This is a genomic window from Furfurilactobacillus sp. WILCCON 0119 (assembly GCF_053471565.1).
In genome coordinates, this window is sequence record NZ_JBPCCV010000001.1 from 527127 (window position 1) to 545471 (window position 18345).

General features: G+C 49.2%; 16 protein-coding genes, 1 pseudogene and 1 riboswitch. Of the genes and pseudogenes, 1 reads left to right on the forward strand and 16 read right to left on the reverse strand.

The genetic code is table 11. The features are described 5' to 3' along the window. Positions 1–261: 261 nt before the first annotated feature. The 12 genes and pseudogenes from ACRYI5_RS02770 to ACRYI5_RS02825 form a co-directional block, all read right to left on the reverse strand. Positions 262–804, reverse strand: coding sequence for an SAG1386/EF1546 family surface-associated protein (locus ACRYI5_RS02770; protein ID WP_448224195.1), 543 nt, complete (start codon positions 802–804; stop codon positions 262–264). A gap of 54 nt (positions 805–858) precedes the next feature. Then, complete coding sequence (locus ACRYI5_RS02775) at positions 859–2370, reverse strand: RecQ family ATP-dependent DNA helicase (RefSeq protein WP_448224196.1); 1512 nt, start codon at positions 2368–2370, stop codon at positions 859–861. Further along, positions 2336–3394, reverse strand: coding sequence for a helix-turn-helix domain-containing protein (locus tag ACRYI5_RS02780; protein WP_448224197.1), 1059 nt, complete (start codon positions 3392–3394; stop codon positions 2336–2338). Before ACRYI5_RS02780 ends, ACRYI5_RS02775 begins: the two co-directional genes overlap by 35 nt. Positions 3395–3540: 146 nt before the next feature. After that, the gene (locus ACRYI5_RS02785; protein ID WP_448224198.1) at positions 3541–4140 is read right to left on the reverse strand and encodes an ECF transporter S component; all 600 of its coding nucleotides are present in this window, start codon (positions 4138–4140) and stop codon (positions 3541–3543) included. Positions 4141–4278: 138 nt separating this feature from the next. Beyond that, a riboswitch (FMN riboswitch) is annotated at positions 4279–4402 on the reverse strand. Positions 4403–4458: 56 nt separating this feature from the next. Further along, positions 4459–5199, reverse strand: a complete 741-nt coding sequence (locus tag ACRYI5_RS02790; protein WP_407879479.1) for a pseudouridine synthase — start codon at positions 5197–5199, stop codon at positions 4459–4461. Positions 5200–5202: 3 nt separating this feature from the next. After that, a complete protein-coding gene (scpB, locus tag ACRYI5_RS02795) occupies positions 5203–5841 on the reverse strand; it encodes an SMC-Scp complex subunit ScpB (RefSeq protein ID WP_407879478.1) in 639 nt (212 codons plus the stop codon). Beyond that, positions 5828–6634: a segregation and condensation protein A gene (locus ACRYI5_RS02800; protein WP_448224304.1), complete on the reverse strand. Its 807-nt coding sequence runs from the start codon at positions 6632–6634 to the stop codon at positions 5828–5830. The genes scpB and ACRYI5_RS02800 overlap by 14 nt, the downstream gene beginning before the upstream one ends. Before the next feature lie 64 nt (positions 6635–6698). Then, complete coding sequence (locus ACRYI5_RS02805; protein WP_407879477.1) at positions 6699–7058, reverse strand: N-acetyltransferase; 360 nt, start codon at positions 7056–7058, stop codon at positions 6699–6701. Between the two features lie 32 nt (positions 7059–7090). Beyond that, entirely contained in the window at positions 7091–8008 is a 918-nt protein-coding gene (xerD, locus tag ACRYI5_RS02810; RefSeq protein WP_407879476.1) for a site-specific tyrosine recombinase XerD, read from the reverse strand. Continuing rightward, positions 7992–8888, reverse strand: a complete 897-nt coding sequence (locus ACRYI5_RS02815) for a CvfB family protein (RefSeq protein WP_448224199.1) — start codon at positions 8886–8888, stop codon at positions 7992–7994. Before ACRYI5_RS02815 ends, xerD begins: the two co-directional genes overlap by 17 nt. A gap of 213 nt (positions 8889–9101) precedes the next feature. Further along, a pseudogene (gene pyk, locus ACRYI5_RS02820) lies at positions 9102–10517 on the reverse strand (pyruvate kinase); the annotation flags it as partial. Positions 10518–10698: 181 nt separating this feature from the next. Beyond that, positions 10699–14103 (reverse strand): DNA polymerase III subunit alpha, encoded by a 3405-nt coding sequence (locus ACRYI5_RS02825; protein WP_448224200.1) that lies wholly within the window; start codon positions 14101–14103, stop codon positions 10699–10701. A 171-nt stretch (positions 14104–14274) separates the two neighbouring features. On the opposite strand from ACRYI5_RS02825, the gene ACRYI5_RS02830 reads away from it, so the two are divergent. Then, complete coding sequence (locus ACRYI5_RS02830; protein ID WP_407879471.1) at positions 14275–14466, forward strand: YjzD family protein; 192 nt, start codon at positions 14275–14277, stop codon at positions 14464–14466. An 86-nt stretch (positions 14467–14552) separates the two neighbouring features. Here the strand turns inward: ACRYI5_RS02830 and ACRYI5_RS02835 are convergent, their stop codons facing one another. The 4 genes from ACRYI5_RS02835 to ACRYI5_RS02850 form a co-directional block, all read right to left on the reverse strand. Beyond that, a complete protein-coding gene (locus ACRYI5_RS02835; protein ID WP_448224201.1) occupies positions 14553–15140 on the reverse strand; it encodes a TetR/AcrR family transcriptional regulator in 588 nt (195 codons plus the stop codon). Positions 15141–15444: 304 nt separating this feature from the next. Continuing rightward, on the reverse strand, positions 15445–16683 hold the full coding sequence (gene pepT / locus ACRYI5_RS02840; protein ID WP_448224202.1) for a peptidase T: 1239 nt from the start codon (positions 16681–16683) through the stop codon (positions 15445–15447). Positions 16684–16739: 56 nt separating this feature from the next. Continuing rightward, positions 16740–17543, reverse strand: coding sequence for a Nif3-like dinuclear metal center hexameric protein (locus tag ACRYI5_RS02845; protein ID WP_448224305.1), 804 nt, complete (start codon positions 17541–17543; stop codon positions 16740–16742). Next, the gene (locus ACRYI5_RS02850) at positions 17518–18234 is read right to left on the reverse strand and encodes a tRNA (adenine(22)-N(1))-methyltransferase (protein ID WP_448224203.1); all 717 of its coding nucleotides are present in this window, start codon (positions 18232–18234) and stop codon (positions 17518–17520) included. The genes ACRYI5_RS02845 and ACRYI5_RS02850 overlap by 26 nt, the downstream gene beginning before the upstream one ends. Between the last annotated feature and the right edge of the window lie 111 nt (positions 18235–18345).

Consider the following 18345-nt stretch of genomic DNA (forward strand, 5'->3'; position numbering starts at 1 on the left):
TGAGTGTCATTGTCGTGTCTTCTTTCTAATAACGGTTATTCTAAACGTTCCCGCCTTACTTCAACCGCTGGCACACGTCAGCAATTATTAACGATTGGTCACTGTTGGTTCAAGTTTATCATTAAAGCGCCGGCGCATCCTCTGATGTTCGTAACTAATGCTTTGATACGCGCCTAATGGTGCCAAAAAATGGCCAAATAAAAAGCAACCTTCCGATCAAGATTGCTTTTACCGAAAATTCGGCCGTTATTAAATTCAGTCTTACTTAACCCGCAATTGTTGTCCAGGAGCAACCTGCGATGAACTGCTTAATCCGTTCAACGTCAGTAATTGCTGTAACGTCAACCCGTTGTTCACAGCGACCCGGTATAAACCCTGACCAGATTCAACGGTAACGTACTTTTCGTCACTGCTGCTACTGCTGCTCGAACTACTTTCTGCTGAGCTTGATGTCGCACTTGACGCCTCTTCTGAAACAGACGAACTGCTTGATTCAGACTTTGCTGATGAAGACTTCGCACTGCTTGCTTTTTTGGATGACGACGATGAACTTGACGCCTTCTTCTTAGAAGATGACACGGCCACCTGTGCAGAATTTTGGGGATGGTTAAATGTGTTCATGTTTGACACAAAGTACCAAACCGGAATGGCTGCTAAACAGATGATTGCCAACACAAGCACCGTTGTGATCCATGAATTATGGCTGTTTCGTTTGCGTGCTGCGGTTCGTGATGATTCACCGTTATCCTCTGTAAATTGTTTGTCCCACGGCTTTTGGTCGCGGGGGTCGTTATTCTGGCTCATGACCGTTCCTCCCTGATGACTATACTACCTAATATCTTAGCATAGTCTGCTAGTTCAGTTAGTAAAGTTTTCGCTAAAAAGTGTTTGAAATTGTGTTTGCCATGATGGTAACGCCGGGGTCGCCGTCGTCGCCTTTTCCTCACGGGCAAGCCCTAACGCCGGTAGATCCACCGGCACACTGCCGGGTGCGCAGCAGGTTTCTGTATGCGGTTCACTCGTTTCACCAAACGCCTGGCGTAGCTGACTGCGTAAACACGTTTGATTTTGAGCGTAGTTGACGATCTGACTAAGGGCGTCTTGTCGCCACCGCCGCCGTTCGTTAAACCGGTCAATCACCGCCGTCTCACTCGCGCCATGATCCTTGTAATAGGCCACTAGACCAACGGCACCATCAGGCTGCTTTCCCGTTCCGTTGGCAAAAACATGGTGGATCACCCGCTCGTCCGGTAGTTGCATCTCTGTAAATGCCGCTGGCAGTTGCGAATCCCCTGGTGCGAGTAACAGTAGCGCAACACTTTGATTCCCGTCACGGCCGGCCCGGCCAATTTCCTGAACGTAATCGGTTAAGTTGCCTGGTAAGTGGTAATGGATCACAAACCGAATGTCAGCCTTATCAATGCCCATTCCAAACGCACTCGTCGCACACACCACTTGGAGTTGATCCTGCATAAACTGTTGTTGGACGGTAAACCGCGTTTGAGCGTCTAGCCCTGCATGGTAACTGGCCGCTGAAATCCCGGCTTGAACCAGCCGTTCCGCCCATTCATCCGCCTGGTTTTTACTAGAAAAGTAAACAATGCCCGGCATGACCAATTGCTGCACTAATTTAAGCAGCCGCTCATCCTTGTCTTGTCGCGATTGACATTGCTCAACGTCCAGGAAGATGTTCTTTCGGTCCACCGAATACAGTAATTCTTCGTGCGTTGAAGATAGTTTCAAGCACTCACAAATATCGGTTCGAACGTGCTGATCAGCCGTTGCAGTGAGTGCCAGCGTCAAGGGCTGGCCAAGCGTTTGCCGAACCGCACCTAAACTTAAGTACGCCGGCCGAAAGTCTGGGCCCCACGTTGAAATACAGTGCGCCTCATCCACCACAAACAGGCGTAATTGCACGCGTTGCAGCGCACTAATAACCTGCTCGTTTGCTAACATTTCTGGTGAGACATAAATGAAGCGATACGTCGCCAGTTGGTTTAAGACTGTGAGCTGCTCGGACCGGTTCAACGTTGAATTAATGGCGACGGCCCGCCGCTCACCCCGGGCATTTAACCGCCCAACCTGGTCTTGCATTAAGGACAACAACGGCGACACGATCAGACACCGACCGTTTAACAGATAGGTGGCCAATTCGTACACAAGTGTTTTTCCGCTCCCGGTGGGCAACACCGCAAGGACATCACGGCCGTGTTGCAAACTATCGAGCGCTTCAGCTTGGCCGGGGTGAAACGTTGAAAAGCCGAAGTGATCACGTAATGCGGCGTTGCGCTCTCTGGCAAAATCGACCGCGGATTGCGATAACTTTAAGCGCGGATCATTCGGTTTCACGTGGGTTGGTTCCTGAGTCATGTTTTGTCTCCCAAATTTGAACAAGTCGAAACGTAAAAAAATCGGCTGCTGCGGTTTGTGTTTCATACTGCCACTCATCAATGTTTTGCGGTTGCTGTTGACGAACTTGGTTAATAACGTCTGCGGTCAGCAACCGCTTATAAGGAAATTCATCCGCTGGCAACCAAATGGCTGCTTCCAACAAATGTTCATTGATGGTGCTAACCTTCAATCCGCGCTGCTGTTGAATCTGGGTTTGCGTTAGCCCTTGCTTGAGTGCGGTCAGTGTTTGATCCAGCGAAGGGGCTAACATCGGTTGCCAAAATGGCGCCACCAAGAGCGCAAGCCCGGTTGCTTCTGACTGTAAAAACACGGCCAAACTTAACCAATTGGCAATTTGCTGCAACTGGATCGTCCATCCAGGCACTGACCATAGCTGGCTAAGCTGCGTCGTGGTCGTTCCCGGATGTGCGGGGCCAACCAATTGACTGACAAATAGCTGTGCTTGGCGATCTGGTAAGGTTAGTAACCAATCGTGCAGTTGTCGCGGCACTTGGTCGACCGTCTTGGTTACCGTAAGTGTCTTAAACCATTCACGAACGTGCGCCCGCGCTTGTTCCGTAACACTAACCGGAAAATAGGTCATCTCGTGGTGCTGGGCCTGTGCGACTGCTTGGAGTCCCAACAAACCTGTTTCACTGACCTGTTGCCACGGCAGCCACCGTGCCTGTTGTCGGAGTGTTTCTGGCACGAGTTCAGTCATCGTCGTCACCGCTGTTTGCCATGCTGGAACGGCCGGTTTGGCAACCACCAATTGGCCATCCGGCGTCACAAGCACCTGCTGGCGTTTAACCAACTCATCAATTGCGTTCGTCATTTCTGCCCACGTTAGGTTTGGCAGAACGTTTGACCACGAGAGGACATCATACCGCAAACTCCAAAAAAGAATCGACACGGTCTTCCGGCCCTGTAAACAGTTAAATAGAACCTTTGGTCGGCGCGGTTGCGTCGGTGAAAGTAGTGCTAATAAAAGTGTCGGTGCCACGCGACCATCCTCCTGTCATTTTTTCGCTGGTGTTAGTGTAGCACATTCGCCGTCATCACCGCGATAAAGTCCCCGTTTGAATCTACGTAAACGATGTAAAAACGACTACCCAACACATCTGCTGGGTAGTCGTCTAACGGTTTATTTTAATGAACGTCAGCATGTGACTGACTTAACTGCTGGTGTTGCCGATTGAGCCAGGGCTCCATGCGAACGTAAACAACCCAGAAGGCGCCGCCAATAATGAGCCCCTTTAATAGGTTGAACGGAACCACAACGGAAACCAATAAGGCAGCAATATTGGTTGTCTGTGGTAACCCTCCCGCTTGAATGTACAGTGGAAACATGAGCCAGCCGTTTAGCACCGTCATGATGACCGTCAGCAGGACGGTGCTCACCAGAATGCCGACAGATAACGTGACACCCCGCCGCCATGGCGCTTTTTTCAATAGCCAGTAAAGTGGCAGGACGTACGCGATGTTTGCAACAAGGGCGATGCTGTCACCGATCAAACTGAACGGATTAACACCCTTAAACAGGAGGTGTAAGACGACCGCAATCACAGCGATCAGGACCCCATCCCCCAAACCATATAAAATGGTCCCAAGCAAGATGATCAACAAACTTAAATCCAATTTCATAAAGGTTGCCCCCGGCAAAATTGGAAATTCGATGAACATCACCACGGCAGCGACCGCCCCCAAGACGGCCACCCCAATCATTCTTCGTAACGCTGTGTTTCCCATAACCATGTCCTCCTAAATTAGTCCGTAAACCATTTAGGATCATCTTCGTTGGTTGACCACAAAAAAAGTCCACCCCTTGCTTCTTCAGGAAACAATGGATAGACAAATTAACCCACGTTAAGAACCACGTGAACTGTTGTCAATCTTCTTTATACCAGACTTTACTGTCGGCCTCGGAATTCCACCAAGATCAATCCTAATTACTTAGGAGTCGCGGGCTATCACCGCCGGTCGGGAATTACACCCTGCCCTGAAGACGAACCAATTTAATTTAATTTACTAGTGCAGTATAACACAATATTGTTAAACCGCAACTAATTACCGTCGCCGAGGAACCCGTTGCTCAGTAACGGCCTCACGCAAGGCAGTGATTTCTGTCGCCTTTAATTCACGGTAATCACCAGACGTCATCCCCAACAGATCAAGGGGGCCGTAGCTATCGCGCCGGAGCTTTTCAACTGGTGTCCCGATTGCCTTTAACATGTTTTTAACTTGGTGATTGTGCCCTTCATGGATCGTTAACTGAATGATGGCCGTTTGCTTTCGCTTATCAACACTCAGGACTTTGCTCCGAGCGGGCGCCGTTTTATGACCATCGACCACTAGTCCATGACGCATTTGTTCCAGGGCTTCATTCGTTGGAATGCCCTTAACCTTTGCAACGTAGGTCTTGTCCACCTTGTATTTAGGGTGCATTAGTTGGTTGGCCAATTCACCGTCATTCGTCATTAACAGTAAGCCGGACGTATCGTAGTCCAGGCGACCAACGGGATAGATGCGTTGGGTCACGTCCTGAAATAGATCCACAACCGTCGTCCGCCCCTTGTCATCATGCGCCGTTGAGACAACACCACGCGGCTTGTACAACAGGTAGTAAACGAATTGTTCTTGTTGAATGGCAACGCCGTCGACCTGAATGGCGTCCTCTGGCCCAACCTTTGTGCCAAGTTCTTTGATCACTTCACCGTTCACCTTAACGTGACCGGAAGCAATGAGCGTCTCTGATTTACGCCGGGACGCAATCCCCGCCTGTGCCATAACTTTTTGTAGTCGTTCCATGTTTTAGTCCTCTTGACTTTCTTCTGACTTCTCGTCAGTATCTTCATTCGTCGAACCAGTTGCCTTGGTCAGCTGATTAGTGAACGCGGCCAGGAACAAATCACCCGTTTCTGGTTGGTCCTCATCCAACTGCTCCGTTTCTGGCAGTGGTGGTAATTGATCTAAATTGGTAAGTCCAAAGTAGTTTAAAAAATAGTTGGTCGTGGCATACAGAATCGGTCGCCCAGGTTCATCCTTACGCCCCTTTGTTTCCACAAGGTTGCGGAGAACCAATTTCTGTAGCGTTGTGGTACTGGAAACACCACGAATTTCATCAATATCGACCCGCGTGACTGGTTGCCGGTACGCTGTGATGGCGAGCACCTCCAGTGAGGCCTGCGACAGGTTCGTTGCAAGTGGTGCTTCAAAATAGCGTTTGATGATCGGTGCCAATTCCTTTTTCGTTGCTAACCGGTAGAGGTCATCTGTTTCCAGTAAACATAGCGGTGAATTTTCATCTGTCTGGTACCGAGTGGCCAGTTCATCCAACAGTGTACTGATGGCCGGTCGCATAAACCCGGTTGCATGGGCGATTTCGTTAATTGAAATTCCTTCGTCACCCGCCACAAACAGGAGGGCCTCAATTTGCTCAATGTTCGTCATTTGTTGTCTCATTCCCAAAAATTGTTAAATCAGCTTCCGCTAACGCGGCTTCGTTTTGCTCCCCAGCGTACACCATGATCGGCTCATTTGCTTCTGCCTGCTCAAACCGAACCGCACTTAGCTTCGCTAACTCCAGGACGGCTAAAAAGGTGGTCACCACTTCGTCAGTCGTTGGCTGCGCCGTAAATAACGCGTCAAATGTCGTGGGCCGTACCTGATCGAGCTGTGTTAACACGACATGCATTTGTTCGCGTAACGAAAACTGTTCTGTTGCCACCGTTTTAAATAGTGGCTGTGTCACTTGCCGCCGACTGAGCATTTTTTCAAACGCCGCTTGCAGGTCGTCCAAATTAAGACCGGGGGAAATCGGTGCCAGCGTAATGTCGTCCGGCACCGCACTGGCTGCCCGGGTAAACTGTTGCTTACGGTCTTGCTCTTTATCGCGCAACTCATTGGCTGCCTGCTGATAACGCCGGTATTCCAGTAACTGGCTCACTAACTCTGCCCGCGGGTCCAGCACTTGACCATCTTCTTCGGTCAATTCTGGTTCTGCTCGCGGTAACAACATCCGACTTTTAATGGTCATCAACGTTGCCGCCATGACCAGATATTCACCAGCAACATCCAACTTCATTTCCTTCATCTGGTGAAGGTAGCCGAGATACTGGGCCGTAATGGCTGAAATTTGGATATCGTAAATATCCATTTCTGAACTCCGAATCAAATGGAGCAACAGGTCGAGGGGGCCCTCAAAATCGTTAATTTTAATGGTAGGTTGATTTGCCAACGCCAAGTTGATGGCAGCTTCGCGGTCATGTGCTGTTTGTCCGCGCCGCTGGCCACTTGACGGGGTCTGATCAGCGGCCGTCAAGGTTCTGCCACCGGAGAATTGTTGGCGTCATTTCGATGGTTCCCATGATCCGGCGTTCCGGATACAACTTGGCAACGGCATCAAGGATGGCGTTTCTCGTACTATCGTTCCGTTCTTGCGGTGACAAGACCAGCAGGCGAACCAGCACAACATCGCCCGTTAATTCCACACCAAGAACCCCTGTAAACTGTTGATGGTCATTACGCCACAAATACATTTGTCGCGCTGAAACCTCGGTGTACCACCGCATCTCCGTTTTCAAATGGTCCATGTTTCGAAAATCCGGTAAGAAGGCTAACAAGCCCATTGTGGTTTTCTCGTAATCATCGCGATACTTCACTAACACGTCGTTGTTGCCTCCCATCATGATTTGTTTGGTTAAGCCCGGGGATGTGCCTTTCGGTAAACATCCGCCAAGCGCTGTTTTGAAATGTGCGTGTAGATTTGGGTGGTCGAAATATCAGAGTGGCCCAGCAATTCTTGAACCACCCGCAGATCGGCCCCGTTTTCTAAAATGTGCGTAGCAAACGAATGCCGCAACGTATGCGGCGTTACATCCTTATCGATATCCGCTGCCCGAACCATGGCCTTTAAATTTTTCCAAACCCCTTGACGCGTCAATTGGCGCCCGTGGGCATTCACAAAAATTGCCGTTGTTGGCTGGTCCTTGATCAGCTTCGGGCGGATTGTTGTCATGTACGTCGTCAACCACTCACTGGCCAGATCACCGATTGGAATGATGCGCTCTTTGTCACCCTTCCCAACCGTTTGAATGAAACCCAGATCAAGGTGAAGGTTGTCACCCGTCAGGTTAATGACTTCGCTGACCCGCAGCCCCGTTGCATACATCACTTCAAGCAGTGTTCGATCACGGATGCCCAGCGGCTTCGTGACATCAGGCACCTGTAACAAACGATCCACTTCCGCCGTCGTCAATACCTGTGGCAAATGGCGTGCAGGCTTCGGTGGATCCACCTTTAGCATGGGATTTTGCGCAATAACACCATCCCGGGTTAAAAACATGAAGTATTTTCGCAGTGCTGATACCGTATGAATGACACTAGCACGCGCTTTGTCCGCCTCATCTTCTGCCTGCAAATAATTTAAAATCACGTAACGATCCACCCGACGGAGGTCCGTAATGTGGCGCCGCATTAAAAACGCATTAAACGCGCGTAATTCCTGCGCGTAACTCGTTAGACTATTCTTCGCTAACCCCCGCTCAACCTTAACGTAGGTGAGGTAGTCAGCCATGGGATCTGCCAGACTCGTTGGAACCTTACTTGGCGTTGTCATGACTTGCTGCCTTGAGCCCTGCCGCTGTTAACGTGATCCCCGTTGGCCCTTGTATGATCAAACGGTCCTTTAATAAATGACCAAGGGCGCGTTTAAACTGACCCTTACTGATCCCGAAGTATTCCTTAATGGCGTCTGGACTACTTTTATCCGTAAAGGGCAAGGTATGTTCTGCATCATGACTTAAGGCTGCTAAAAGCTGCCCGGCGTCATCACCAATTGCTTGGTAGGCCCGCGGCTTCAGTGAAATATTCATCCCACCATCGGGACGAACGCCAATCACCCGGCCGGTAACGGATTCACCAAGCCGTGGTTCGCGTTCACGTTCGGATGGATGAACAAATCCAAGGTAATAATCATCCGTTAAGACCAGCGTCCCAGCCAATTTTAACCGGTAAACGGTCGCCGTGACGTCCTGATTTTTCAGTTGTGGCGTCGCCCGCCGACTAATGGCCGTAAAGACGTCACTATCTGCCAAGTGTCCCCACAAGCGGTTCTTATTGTCCACGACCAGGCTGATCATCAACCGATCGCCCTTTTGTGGCATTAGGTTGGCAACCGTTGGTAATTCATCGACTGAAACGACGAAATCCTTGTTCGGTAAACCAACATCCACGAACACCCCAAGGCCATGAGCAGACCGGACAACCGTGCCAAACGCATAGTGCCCCACCTGGGCTTTAGGAATGTGGGTGGTTAACTGATAATCATGATGTTCATTTTCGTAGGCAAATCCCACCACTTGGGCACCGATCCCCAGTTTGTGGTCTGCTTCTTCTTTTGCAAATAGGAACGAAAAGCCGTTACTTTGAACGACGTAATTCTCGTCATTTTGATCGATCACCTTTGCTTCGATGACCCGACCGAGTAAATCATGCATAGCTGCCTCCACGTTGTCGTTTTCGTTTGTCCCATTATAGCAGAATGCGCGCCATCACGCGACCGCCGCCCGACTAACTCGCCACTCATTTTTCTTGAAATAAAAATGGCTGACTTCCTGAACTCAGGAAGTCAGCCATTTCAACTTGAAATTAATTCTCTAAACGGTCTTATGCCATAATTCCGTTTATTGTTAACGTAATAATGCTTAGTCGATCCGCATAACGCGCATGATATTCGTTGTGCCCTTAGTTCCAACAGGAACACCGGCAGTCACGATGATCGTGTCACCCTTTTCAGCCAAGCCTTCTTCAACAACACGCTTCTTCGCTAATGCGAACATGTCATCAGTACTTGCTGGAGCAGTGTCGATCACTGGGTAAACACCCCAGTTGATCATCAAACCACGTTGTGTGCGTTCGTCGAACGTTACGGCCAAGATGTCTGCGTTTGGACGGTACTTACTGATCATCCGGGCAGTGTGACCTGAAGCAGTCGCAGCAACGATTGTCTTAACGTGCAAGTTGCTTGCAGTCCGGGCAACGGCAGCAGCAACGGCTTCCGTAACATCTGAAGTGTCATAGTTGTGAACGGCGTGACCATCAACACTCAAGTCGTTTTCAGCCTTGATGTCGATCCGGTTCATGGTAGCAACGGATTCTACTGGGTAGTCCCCGTTAGCTGATTCACCAGACAACATGGTTGCGTCAGTACCATCAAAGACGGCGTTGGCAACGTCAGAAGCTTCCGCACGCGTTGGGCGTGGGTTTTCTTGCATGGAGTCCAGCATTTGGGTTGCCGTGATAACTGGCTTGCCCAATTCGTTACAACGACGGATCAATTCTTTTTGAACCAACGGAACGTTTTCAGGTGGAATCTCCACACCCATGTCTCCACGAGCAACCATCAAACCGTCAGAAACTTCAAGAATTTCATCGAAGTTGTCGATTCCTTCTTGTGATTCAATCTTAGGGAAGATTTGAACGTGTGGCATGTTCTTTTCTTCAAGTAAAGCACGGATGTCCAAGACATCTTGGGCCTTACGAACGAATGAAGCAGCAATGAAGTTGATTTCGTTATCTAAACCGAAACGAATGTCAGAAGCATCCTTTTCAGTGATCCCAGGTAAGTTGATGGAAACACCAGGTGCGTTAACACCCTTCCGTGAGCCCAACAGCCCGTTGTTTTGAACGGTCGTTACCAATTCCTTGTTAGCGTCGTCCTTTTCGTCGATCTTCATGTCGATCAAACCATCATCGAATAAGACGTGGCCACCAACATGAACGTCGTCGTACAAACCAGGGTAAGTAACGGCGATCTTATCGTGTGTTCCTTCAATGGAGTCGTCCATTGAGATCCGAACCGTGTCACCAATCTTGTAGGCGATTTTACCATCTTTTTGAACAGTGGTCCGAATTTCGGCACCCTTGGTGTCAAGCATGATCCCAACAGTCTTGCCAGTAATCTTTTCGGCTTCATGAACATTGTTCAAACGACCAAGATGTTCTTCATGATCTCCGTGAGAAAAGTTAAACCGGAAAACGTTGGCACCGGCCTCAATCAACTTAACGATCGTGTCGACATCTGTACTAGCAGGTCCCAGCGTACTAACGATTTTAGTTTTTTTCATAACAAAAATCTCTCCCTTTGAGTTGTGCCATCAAGTGGCGATTTTAAGGAAACACAATCATTTCCCTTTGAATACGGTACTTAGTTTAACACTTTTGTGCTCGGATTGTCGCCCTTTTCATCAGTTTTCAAAAATATTAATGAAAACGGTTGGCTTATTTTCATAACTTTGATGACGGTTTTTAAGATTCCGTCTGTTTCGGCCGAAAAACCACGTTTTTTTGACCAAAAATGTCCATTAGCTGTGACTGAATGATTGTTGGATCAGCCAGCCAAAACGCAGGTTGTAATTTAATCGTTGAATCATTGGTCTGGTCATGGAAAATGACCGGATTAGGACCTGCTAAGTGCGTCACCTGCTGACTAAACGTAGCCTGCGCAGTGGCTTTAGTCGCCGCCGTCACCTGTAAATACCAGGTTCCTGTCGCCGATTGTTGTGCTGGTTGTGGGGACTGATCTGACCCGGGCGCTTGCTGCATGTCACTGGCGAGTTGCAATTGGTCCGCCACGATTTCCATTTGGCGACCGGTATCGATCCGGCCACTGACCACCACGACTTGTTCAGACCGCAGCCACTCACTAACGGCTTTGTACAGTCGTGGAAATAATGTGATCGATAATTCACCAGACGGATCATTTCCACTTACAAAGGCCATCTTATCGCCCTTTTTGGTTCGAATTTCCCGAATTCTACTGGTGTATAAAACAACCGTGGCGCGATCACCAACCGTTAGATCAACCACCGGAACCGCGTGAAGGCGCTGACTAAGACCGGTATATTGTTCAACCGGATGCCCTGATAAGTAAGCACCAAGTACCTCGGCCTCGTGGGCAAGCTTTTTTTTGAGGGATAGATCTGGTTTATGGGCCACCTTTGACTTCATGCCTGCAATATCATCAAATAAATCAATGTTAATTTGGGCCCCGGAGATCACCCGTGGTAGGAGATCTAACAACTCGGCTCGGTTCAACCCAAAGTCATCGAACGCGCCGGCGTAGATCATTGCCGTCAACGGCTCTTCCTTTCGGTATTGCGGATCAATGTGGGTCACAAAGTCATCTAGATCCGTAAAGGCCCCGTGATCTGCCCGCACAGCCAAGATATTTGCCACAAAGTCGCGGCGCAGGCCCTTGATGTCGCCAAGACCAAATAAAATTTGGCCGTTTTTTAACGAAAAGTCTGGCTGACTCACGTTGACGTTTGGCCCGGCCACGTTTACCCCGTGCTGTTTTGCTTCTAATAGGTACAGTTTGATTTTAGCGGCGTTCCCCAAAACAGAGTTCAGCAGTGCCATAAAGAACGCGGCCGGATGGTGCACTTTAAGGTACGCCAGTTCAAACGCCATCTTACTGTACGCCACCGCGTGTGAACGGTTAAAACCATACGAAGCAAAGTTTTCGATGTAGTCATAAACTTGAACCGCAACGGCCTGCGTAAACCCTTTTTCAGTGGCGCCGGCGATAAACTCATCACGTAAGGCATCAATTTTTGCGTGGTCTTTCTTACTCATAGCCCGGCGCAAGAGGTCGGCTTTTCCAAGTGAGAAACCACCCATCACGGCCGCAACCCGCATAACTTGTTCTTGATACACAATGATCCCGTACGTTGGTCCGAGGATCGGTTCTAACACCTGTGCCGGATAGGTCACCGGTTCCTGCCCCTTTTTACGGGCAATAAACCGGTCGATGTTTTCCATCGGTCCTGGTCGGTACAGGGCATTCACGGCCACAACCAGTTCAAACGTCTCTGGATGTAACTTTCGCAAAACGTTCTTGATTCCGCTGGATTCAAACTGAAAGACGCCGTTTGTATCGCCGCGCTGGAAGAGGGCCAGCGTCTCTGCGTCGGTGAGCGGAATGTCGTTGACAGCCAGTGGTTTATCCGTCGTCTGTGCCACGGCGGCTAATGTTGCTGCCAAAATGGTGAGGTTACGAAGGCCAAGAAAATCCATCTTCAGCAGTCCTAACGCTTCCACCGTGTTCTTTGGAAACTGGGTGATCAGTAAACCTTCTGACCCTGACTGGACCGGAACGATGTTCGTCAATGGTTCATCACTCAATACGACCCCGGCCGCATGGGTTGAGGTGTGCCGCGGTAACCCCTCCACAGCCAGCGCCGTTTCAAACAATAACTGGTTATCGGCAATTAGATTTCGTAACGGCTGCGACGCTGCTTGGGCCTCTGTCAGTGTAATGCCTAAGCCATTGGGAACTGCTCGACTCCAATCGGCCAATTGGAACGTTGAAAGGCCAAAGACACGGCCCACATCGCGAAGGGCTTGCTTAGCGCCCAACGTTCCAAACGTCAGAATCTGGCCCACTTTATCCGCTCCGTAGCGATCACGAACATAGAGCAACAATTGATCCCGTTTGTCATCTGGAATGTCTAAATCAATATCCGGCATCTGCGCCCGCTGATCATTTAAAAACCGTTCGAACAACAGGTCATACATCAACGGGTCAACCTCGGTGATGGCAAGCGTGTACGCCACCAATGAGCCGGCTGCGGACCCACGCCCAGGCCCCGTTGTAATGTGGTGCTCATGCGCGTAGTTCATCACATCCCATACAATAAGGAAGTAATCATCAAAACCAAGATCGTGAATGACGGTCAATTCATGATCCAACCGCTTTTGGTAGCGGTCTTGCAGTGGGTTGTCGGTGCCGAGCCGCTCGACCAGGCCCTTTTCACACTGTTCCCGAAGAAACATCGCCGCTGGTTGTTCTTCTGGTGTCTTAAAATGTGGTAGTTGCGGCGCCTGAAACGTAAAGTCCACGGTCGCCTTCGTTGCGATGGTCGTTGTCGCAGCCACCGCATCGTGCAATCCAAGTTGTTCATAATGTGTCGTCAACGCCCGGGCGTCGCGTAAATACCAGGGACCCAGTTGTTGGCTGACGGCACCAAGGTTACTAATCTGTTCGCCTTTACTAATCGCCTGCAACACACTTGCCTTAAATTGATCCGTCGCGTCTAAATACTGAACGTGATTAACCGCGACCAGTGCCGTTTGCTGCGTTGTCGCAAACTCGCGCAGGTTTTCAATTGCAGTTGGTGATTGCTGATCGCTCACCCCTAGGTAAACTGCCTCAGCATCACCAGCCGTTTGTTGCGCCGTTAGCACCCGCCCGGCCGCCTGCTGTTGCCCGGTACTGATCAACCGGCCCGCTTCACTTTCCAAGCCGTTAATGATTGTCATGTGGGTCAGCCACGGCGCGATTGTGGCCAATGTGATCGCCAACGGCGCTTCCGCCGTCATTTTGGCAGACGAGATTTGAATGAGATTTTGGTACCCCACTGCGTCGTTTGCGATCAACGTTAGCGGAAACGTCTGGGTCTCATCCACAAGTCCGGTCAGCTCAACGGCTAAACCAATTAAGGGCTTGATCCCCACTGCTTTTGCCGCGTTAAAAAAGTCCACGACGCCGTACAGGACGTTGGTGTCCGTCAGCGCTAACGCACCGTACCCCCTGTCCTTTGCTGCCTGGACTAGGTCTTTGATTCGTGTGGGGCTCTGGAGCAAACTGTAGTTACTCATGACCGATAATGGAACGATTAACGGTGTTTGTTCCGTGTCTGTTTGTGTCACAGATCGGCCTCCTTTCAAACGTTTGTTCGTTCATTTATTATACCAAACCTTCATCTAGATTTCTGAACTTCCAATCCCGGAGCGACCGCTTTTTAATGAAGTTTTCGCTCATGAATTGAATTTCATGGGTAAAGTGGTAAACTACTAATTGAATTGAAAGGTGGTCACATTATGCGCTACTTAACTGTTATTTTTTGGGGCTTCATCTGGGGTGAAGTCATCGGTTACATCGGTGGCCAACTCGAATTGATGACATATAAACCTCTGGAAGTCGGCATTGTTGCTGCTATCGTTTGTTTAGTTGTCAGTGTCTGCACGGTTCTCTTGGCAGACAAGCCTGCACCAGTTGACGCCAATAAATAACGTAAGCTCGTTAGGTTCATTGATTGGCTTACGTAAACGTAAAAAAGCACCGATGGTTGTTATCAACCATCGGTGCTTTTTTGTGTTCATTTGTGTGGCTCAAGGAGCCGTAAAGAGATCATCAACGTCGTTTTGAGGTCTTCCACATCAGGCGTGACGTTAACCGTCGCTAACAGTCCCGTGCGCACATTAAAACAGTAATCGACCAATTCAGCAACCGTCAGCATGGTGGTCACCTCGCCACGCGCCTGCCCAACGGCCAGGGTCTCCGTTAATATTCTGGTGTACCGTTCATGAGCATCGCTCAATAAATCATGAACCTGTCCGTTATCCTCTTTAAACGCAATCAGAGCATTGATATAAAAGTTGGCCGTCGGTAAGTTTGCCGGCGTGAAATCATTCATCAGGAGTAACGCTAATTGTTCAAGGGCGTTTTTTTGCCGACCACGTGTCTGAACGGTGGTCAAAGATGCAAAAATTCCGTCTAAATAAACTTGAAACACCCGGGTGAACATTGCGTATTTATCACCAAACGCAAAGTACAAACTATTTTTCTTTAAGCCCGTTGCCTGTTCTAACTGCGCCATCGAAGCTTGATGATACCCATTTTGATTAAACACCGTGAGCATTTCTTGCAACGTTTCTTCTTCATCAAACGACTTGTTTCGTCCCATCGCTACCCACCTCATTTACTTGCTGAATCCATTTTACCAATACTTTACTGATTGGTAAAATAAGCCTACGATGATTTATGGAAATACTTTACCAATCAGTAAACTAAAGGGAGGTAACTTTATGACCGCACGTCATTTGTTGGGCAAGATTGGGCACTGGCTGGTTCTTGATGCTTATTTAACCTATATGGGGATCAGCACGTCCCATAATCATCCGTTAGATTAATGGTTCAGCACTTATTACGCATAAAAAAGAACCTGATCGTGTTGGCAACTTGCTCACACAATCAGGTTCTTTTTATGATTAATTTTTTGTGTTCAATTCACTGATCTTCAACAAGACATCAACGGCTTGTTCCATCGTTTCTAACGAAACGTATTCAAACCGACTGTGCATGTTTTCGCCACCAGCAAAGAGATTTGGTGTTGGAACACCCATGAAGGAAATCTTGGAACCATCCGTCCCCCCACGAACTGGGTAGATAACTGGCTTAATGTCCAAGTCTTCCATGGCCTTTTGGGCCAATTCAACGGAGGTCATATCCTTTTCCAGAACTTCACGCATGTTGTAGTATTGGTCCGTTAACGTGACGCTGATCCGGTCTTCTTCAAGATCTGCGTTCAGTTTTTCGGCAATGTCCAGCATCTGTTGCTTCCGTTGTTCAAACGTGGCCTTGTCGTGGTCACGAATGATGTACGTTAATTTAGCGTGATCAACCGTGCCGTCCATCTTGTACAAGTGGAAGAAGCCTTGACGGCCTTCTGTTAATTCAGGCCGGTCACCAGCAGGCAGCAGGTTGTGGTAATCAACCCCTACTTGTAAGGCATTGACCATCACACCCTTGGCTGTCGCGGTGTGAACTTCTTTTCCTTGAATGTCGATGACAGCTTGGGCAGCGTTAAACGTCTCGTATTCCAATTCGCCCAGTGGACCGCCATCAACCGTATAAGCAAACTTCACGCCAAAGCCCTTGGCGTCAAAGTGGTCGGCACCAGTTCCGATTTCTTCATCAGGACCGAAACCAACGTGTAAGTCACCGTGCTTAACTTCTGGGTGGTTGACCAAGTATTCCATGGCTGTCATGATTTCAGCAACCCCGGACTTGTCGTCGGCACCAAGTAACGTGGTCCCGTCAGTCGTGATCAACGTCTTGCCCTTGTAGTTGCGCAATGATGGGAATTCACTGACCTTTAAGGTCCACTTGCCATCGTCACTTAGTTTAATGTCGGATTCACCATCATAATCGTTAACGATTTGTGGCGCGATGTTTTCAGCATTAAATTCGGCCGTATCAATGTGGGCTAAGAACCCGATGGGATCACTGTCTCCACCATCATTAGCGGGTAAAACCGCCGTTACATAGCCGCTGTTTGGATCCGACTTGATGTCGGACAGACCGATTTCTGCCAATTCTTCAGCGATTGACTTCAAGAAGTCAACTTCGCGTTGTGCAGAAGGAATGGTCGTTGAATCTGGATCTGACCGCGTGTTGACCTTTACGTACCCGATAAACCGTGAGAGTAATGTGTCATATTTTGCCAAAATTGTCACGCTCCTTAAATTGTTTGTACCTACCTAGTGTACCCGATTTAATCCGCTTACACAAAGATAAACGGGTCGGTATTTGGTTTTGATTCAATAACGTCAATGTGCCACTGCTTTTCAACCGACCACTGCCGAAGCATTGCCGCCAGCTTAGGAATGCAGACCGCTTCAATGTGGTGACCTGGGTCCACCACGGAAAAATTAGCCGCTAACATATCATGACCCGTATGGTAGTAAACGTCCCCGGTGACATACACATCAGCCCCCGTTGCCTGGGCTTCATGGAAAAACTTTCCACCGTCGCCACCTAAAACCGCAACGCGGCTAACCAACCGGTCAGGTTCATGTGAAATCAGCCGTAATCCGCCCACCTTGAATTGCGTTTTACAGTATTCAGCGAACGCTTGCATCGACATCGATTCTGGCAAGGCCCCAACCCGCCCCATTTGTACCGTTGGCGCTTCTGGATTTGGGAGCCAACCACTGACCGCTGTTAATCCCAATGTCTCAGCAAGCCAATCATTCATGCCGCCGGGTGCATTATCCAAGTTGGTGTGCGCTGCGTAAACGGTGATATGATTTGCCACCAGTTTGCCGTACATGGCAAGTTGTGGATCAGCCACAAAATCCAAATTTTTTGCCGGTCGAAACATGACCGGATGATGTGCAAAAATGAAGTCGACGTTTTGGGCAATTGCTTCATCGACCACCTCAGGGCGCACATCCAGGGTGGTCATCACCCGGTGAATCTCCGCATGACGATCACCAATTTGAAACCCGGTTGGATCACCTGCTTCACGGTAACTGAGGGGGGCAAACGTTTCAAATTGATCAATTAAGGTTTGTGCTTGCATCAGATAACACTTCCTTTATTAAGTCTAGTTCACGTTGCAGTGCCCGTTGCTTCTCGGCTGGCACAACTGCGGCATGTGACACAGAAGCCAACACGCGTTCTGTCCGTTGCTGCTCATGTCGCCATTTTTCGATAAAGGCCGCGTTTGGTGCTTGTCGTAAAAACGGTCCAAAGCGTGCATCCAATTCGGTCAACATCACTGGCGCTGCCGCCTTTTCAGCAACCAACACTTCATAAATATGGCCATCATCCTTCATGATGGCTTCGGTCACCAATTCATACTGGTGTTCGACCAACCACTGGCGTAAGTGATATTCACCAACGTTTGGTTGAAGAACCAGACGTTCTTTACCAGTTAATTGCTGCCACCCGCGGGTCAAAATGTCGCTGATCAGGGTGCCACCCATGCCGGCAATGACAATCGCATCGAGATTATCCGTTGGGTTGATGACGGATAAACCATCACCCAGCCGGGCCTCGATTTGATCAGTGAGCCCTTGTGATTGGACCTCGGAACGGGCGTTTTCAAACGGCCCCTTCACGACTTCGCCCGCCACCGCGAACTGAATCAAGCCAGCCTTCGCAAGGTACGCTGGTAAGTAAGCATGATCAGACCCAATGTCTGCCATCCGTGCCCCATGTGGTACGTATTCGGCCACTTTCGTTAACCGTTTTGATAAATGATCTGCGTCCATATGAATCTCCTTCACTGTTTGTCACTTACCAGTATAGCAATCACCGCGTTATCCCGACAGGATTTTACAGAAAAAGTGGCAATAAAAGCCGCGGCGGTCGTCCTTCATCGT

Coding starts and splice junctions, on each gene's coding strand:
- ACRYI5_RS02785 (WP_448224198.1), bottom strand. CDS start 4,140: ATGGGAAACACAGCGTTACGAAGAATGATTGGGGTGGCCGTCTTGGGG.
- xerD (WP_407879476.1), bottom strand. CDS start 8,008: ATGACAACGCCAAGTAAGGTTCCAACGAGTCTGGCAGATCCCATGGCT.
- ACRYI5_RS02835 (WP_448224201.1), bottom strand. CDS start 15,140: ATGGGACGAAACAAGTCGTTTGATGAAGAAGAAACGTTGCAAGAAATG.
- ACRYI5_RS02790 (WP_407879479.1), bottom strand. CDS start 5,199: ATGGAACGACTACAAAAAGTTATGGCACAGGCGGGGATTGCGTCCCGG.
- ACRYI5_RS02830 (WP_407879471.1), top strand. CDS start 14,275: ATGCGCTACTTAACTGTTATTTTTTGGGGCTTCATCTGGGGTGAAGTC.
- ACRYI5_RS02850 (WP_448224203.1), bottom strand. CDS start 18,234: ATGGACGCAGATCATTTATCAAAACGGTTAACGAAAGTGGCCGAATAC.
- ACRYI5_RS02775 (WP_448224196.1), bottom strand. CDS start 2,370: ATGACTCAGGAACCAACCCACGTGAAACCGAATGATCCGCGCTTAAAG.
- ACRYI5_RS02815 (WP_448224199.1), bottom strand. CDS start 8,888: ATGCATGATTTACTCGGTCGGGTCATCGAAGCAAAGGTGATCGATCAA.
- scpB (WP_407879478.1), bottom strand. CDS start 5,841: ATGACGAACATTGAGCAAATTGAGGCCCTCCTGTTTGTGGCGGGTGAC.
- ACRYI5_RS02770 (WP_448224195.1), bottom strand. CDS start 804: ATGAGCCAGAATAACGACCCCCGCGACCAAAAGCCGTGGGACAAACAA.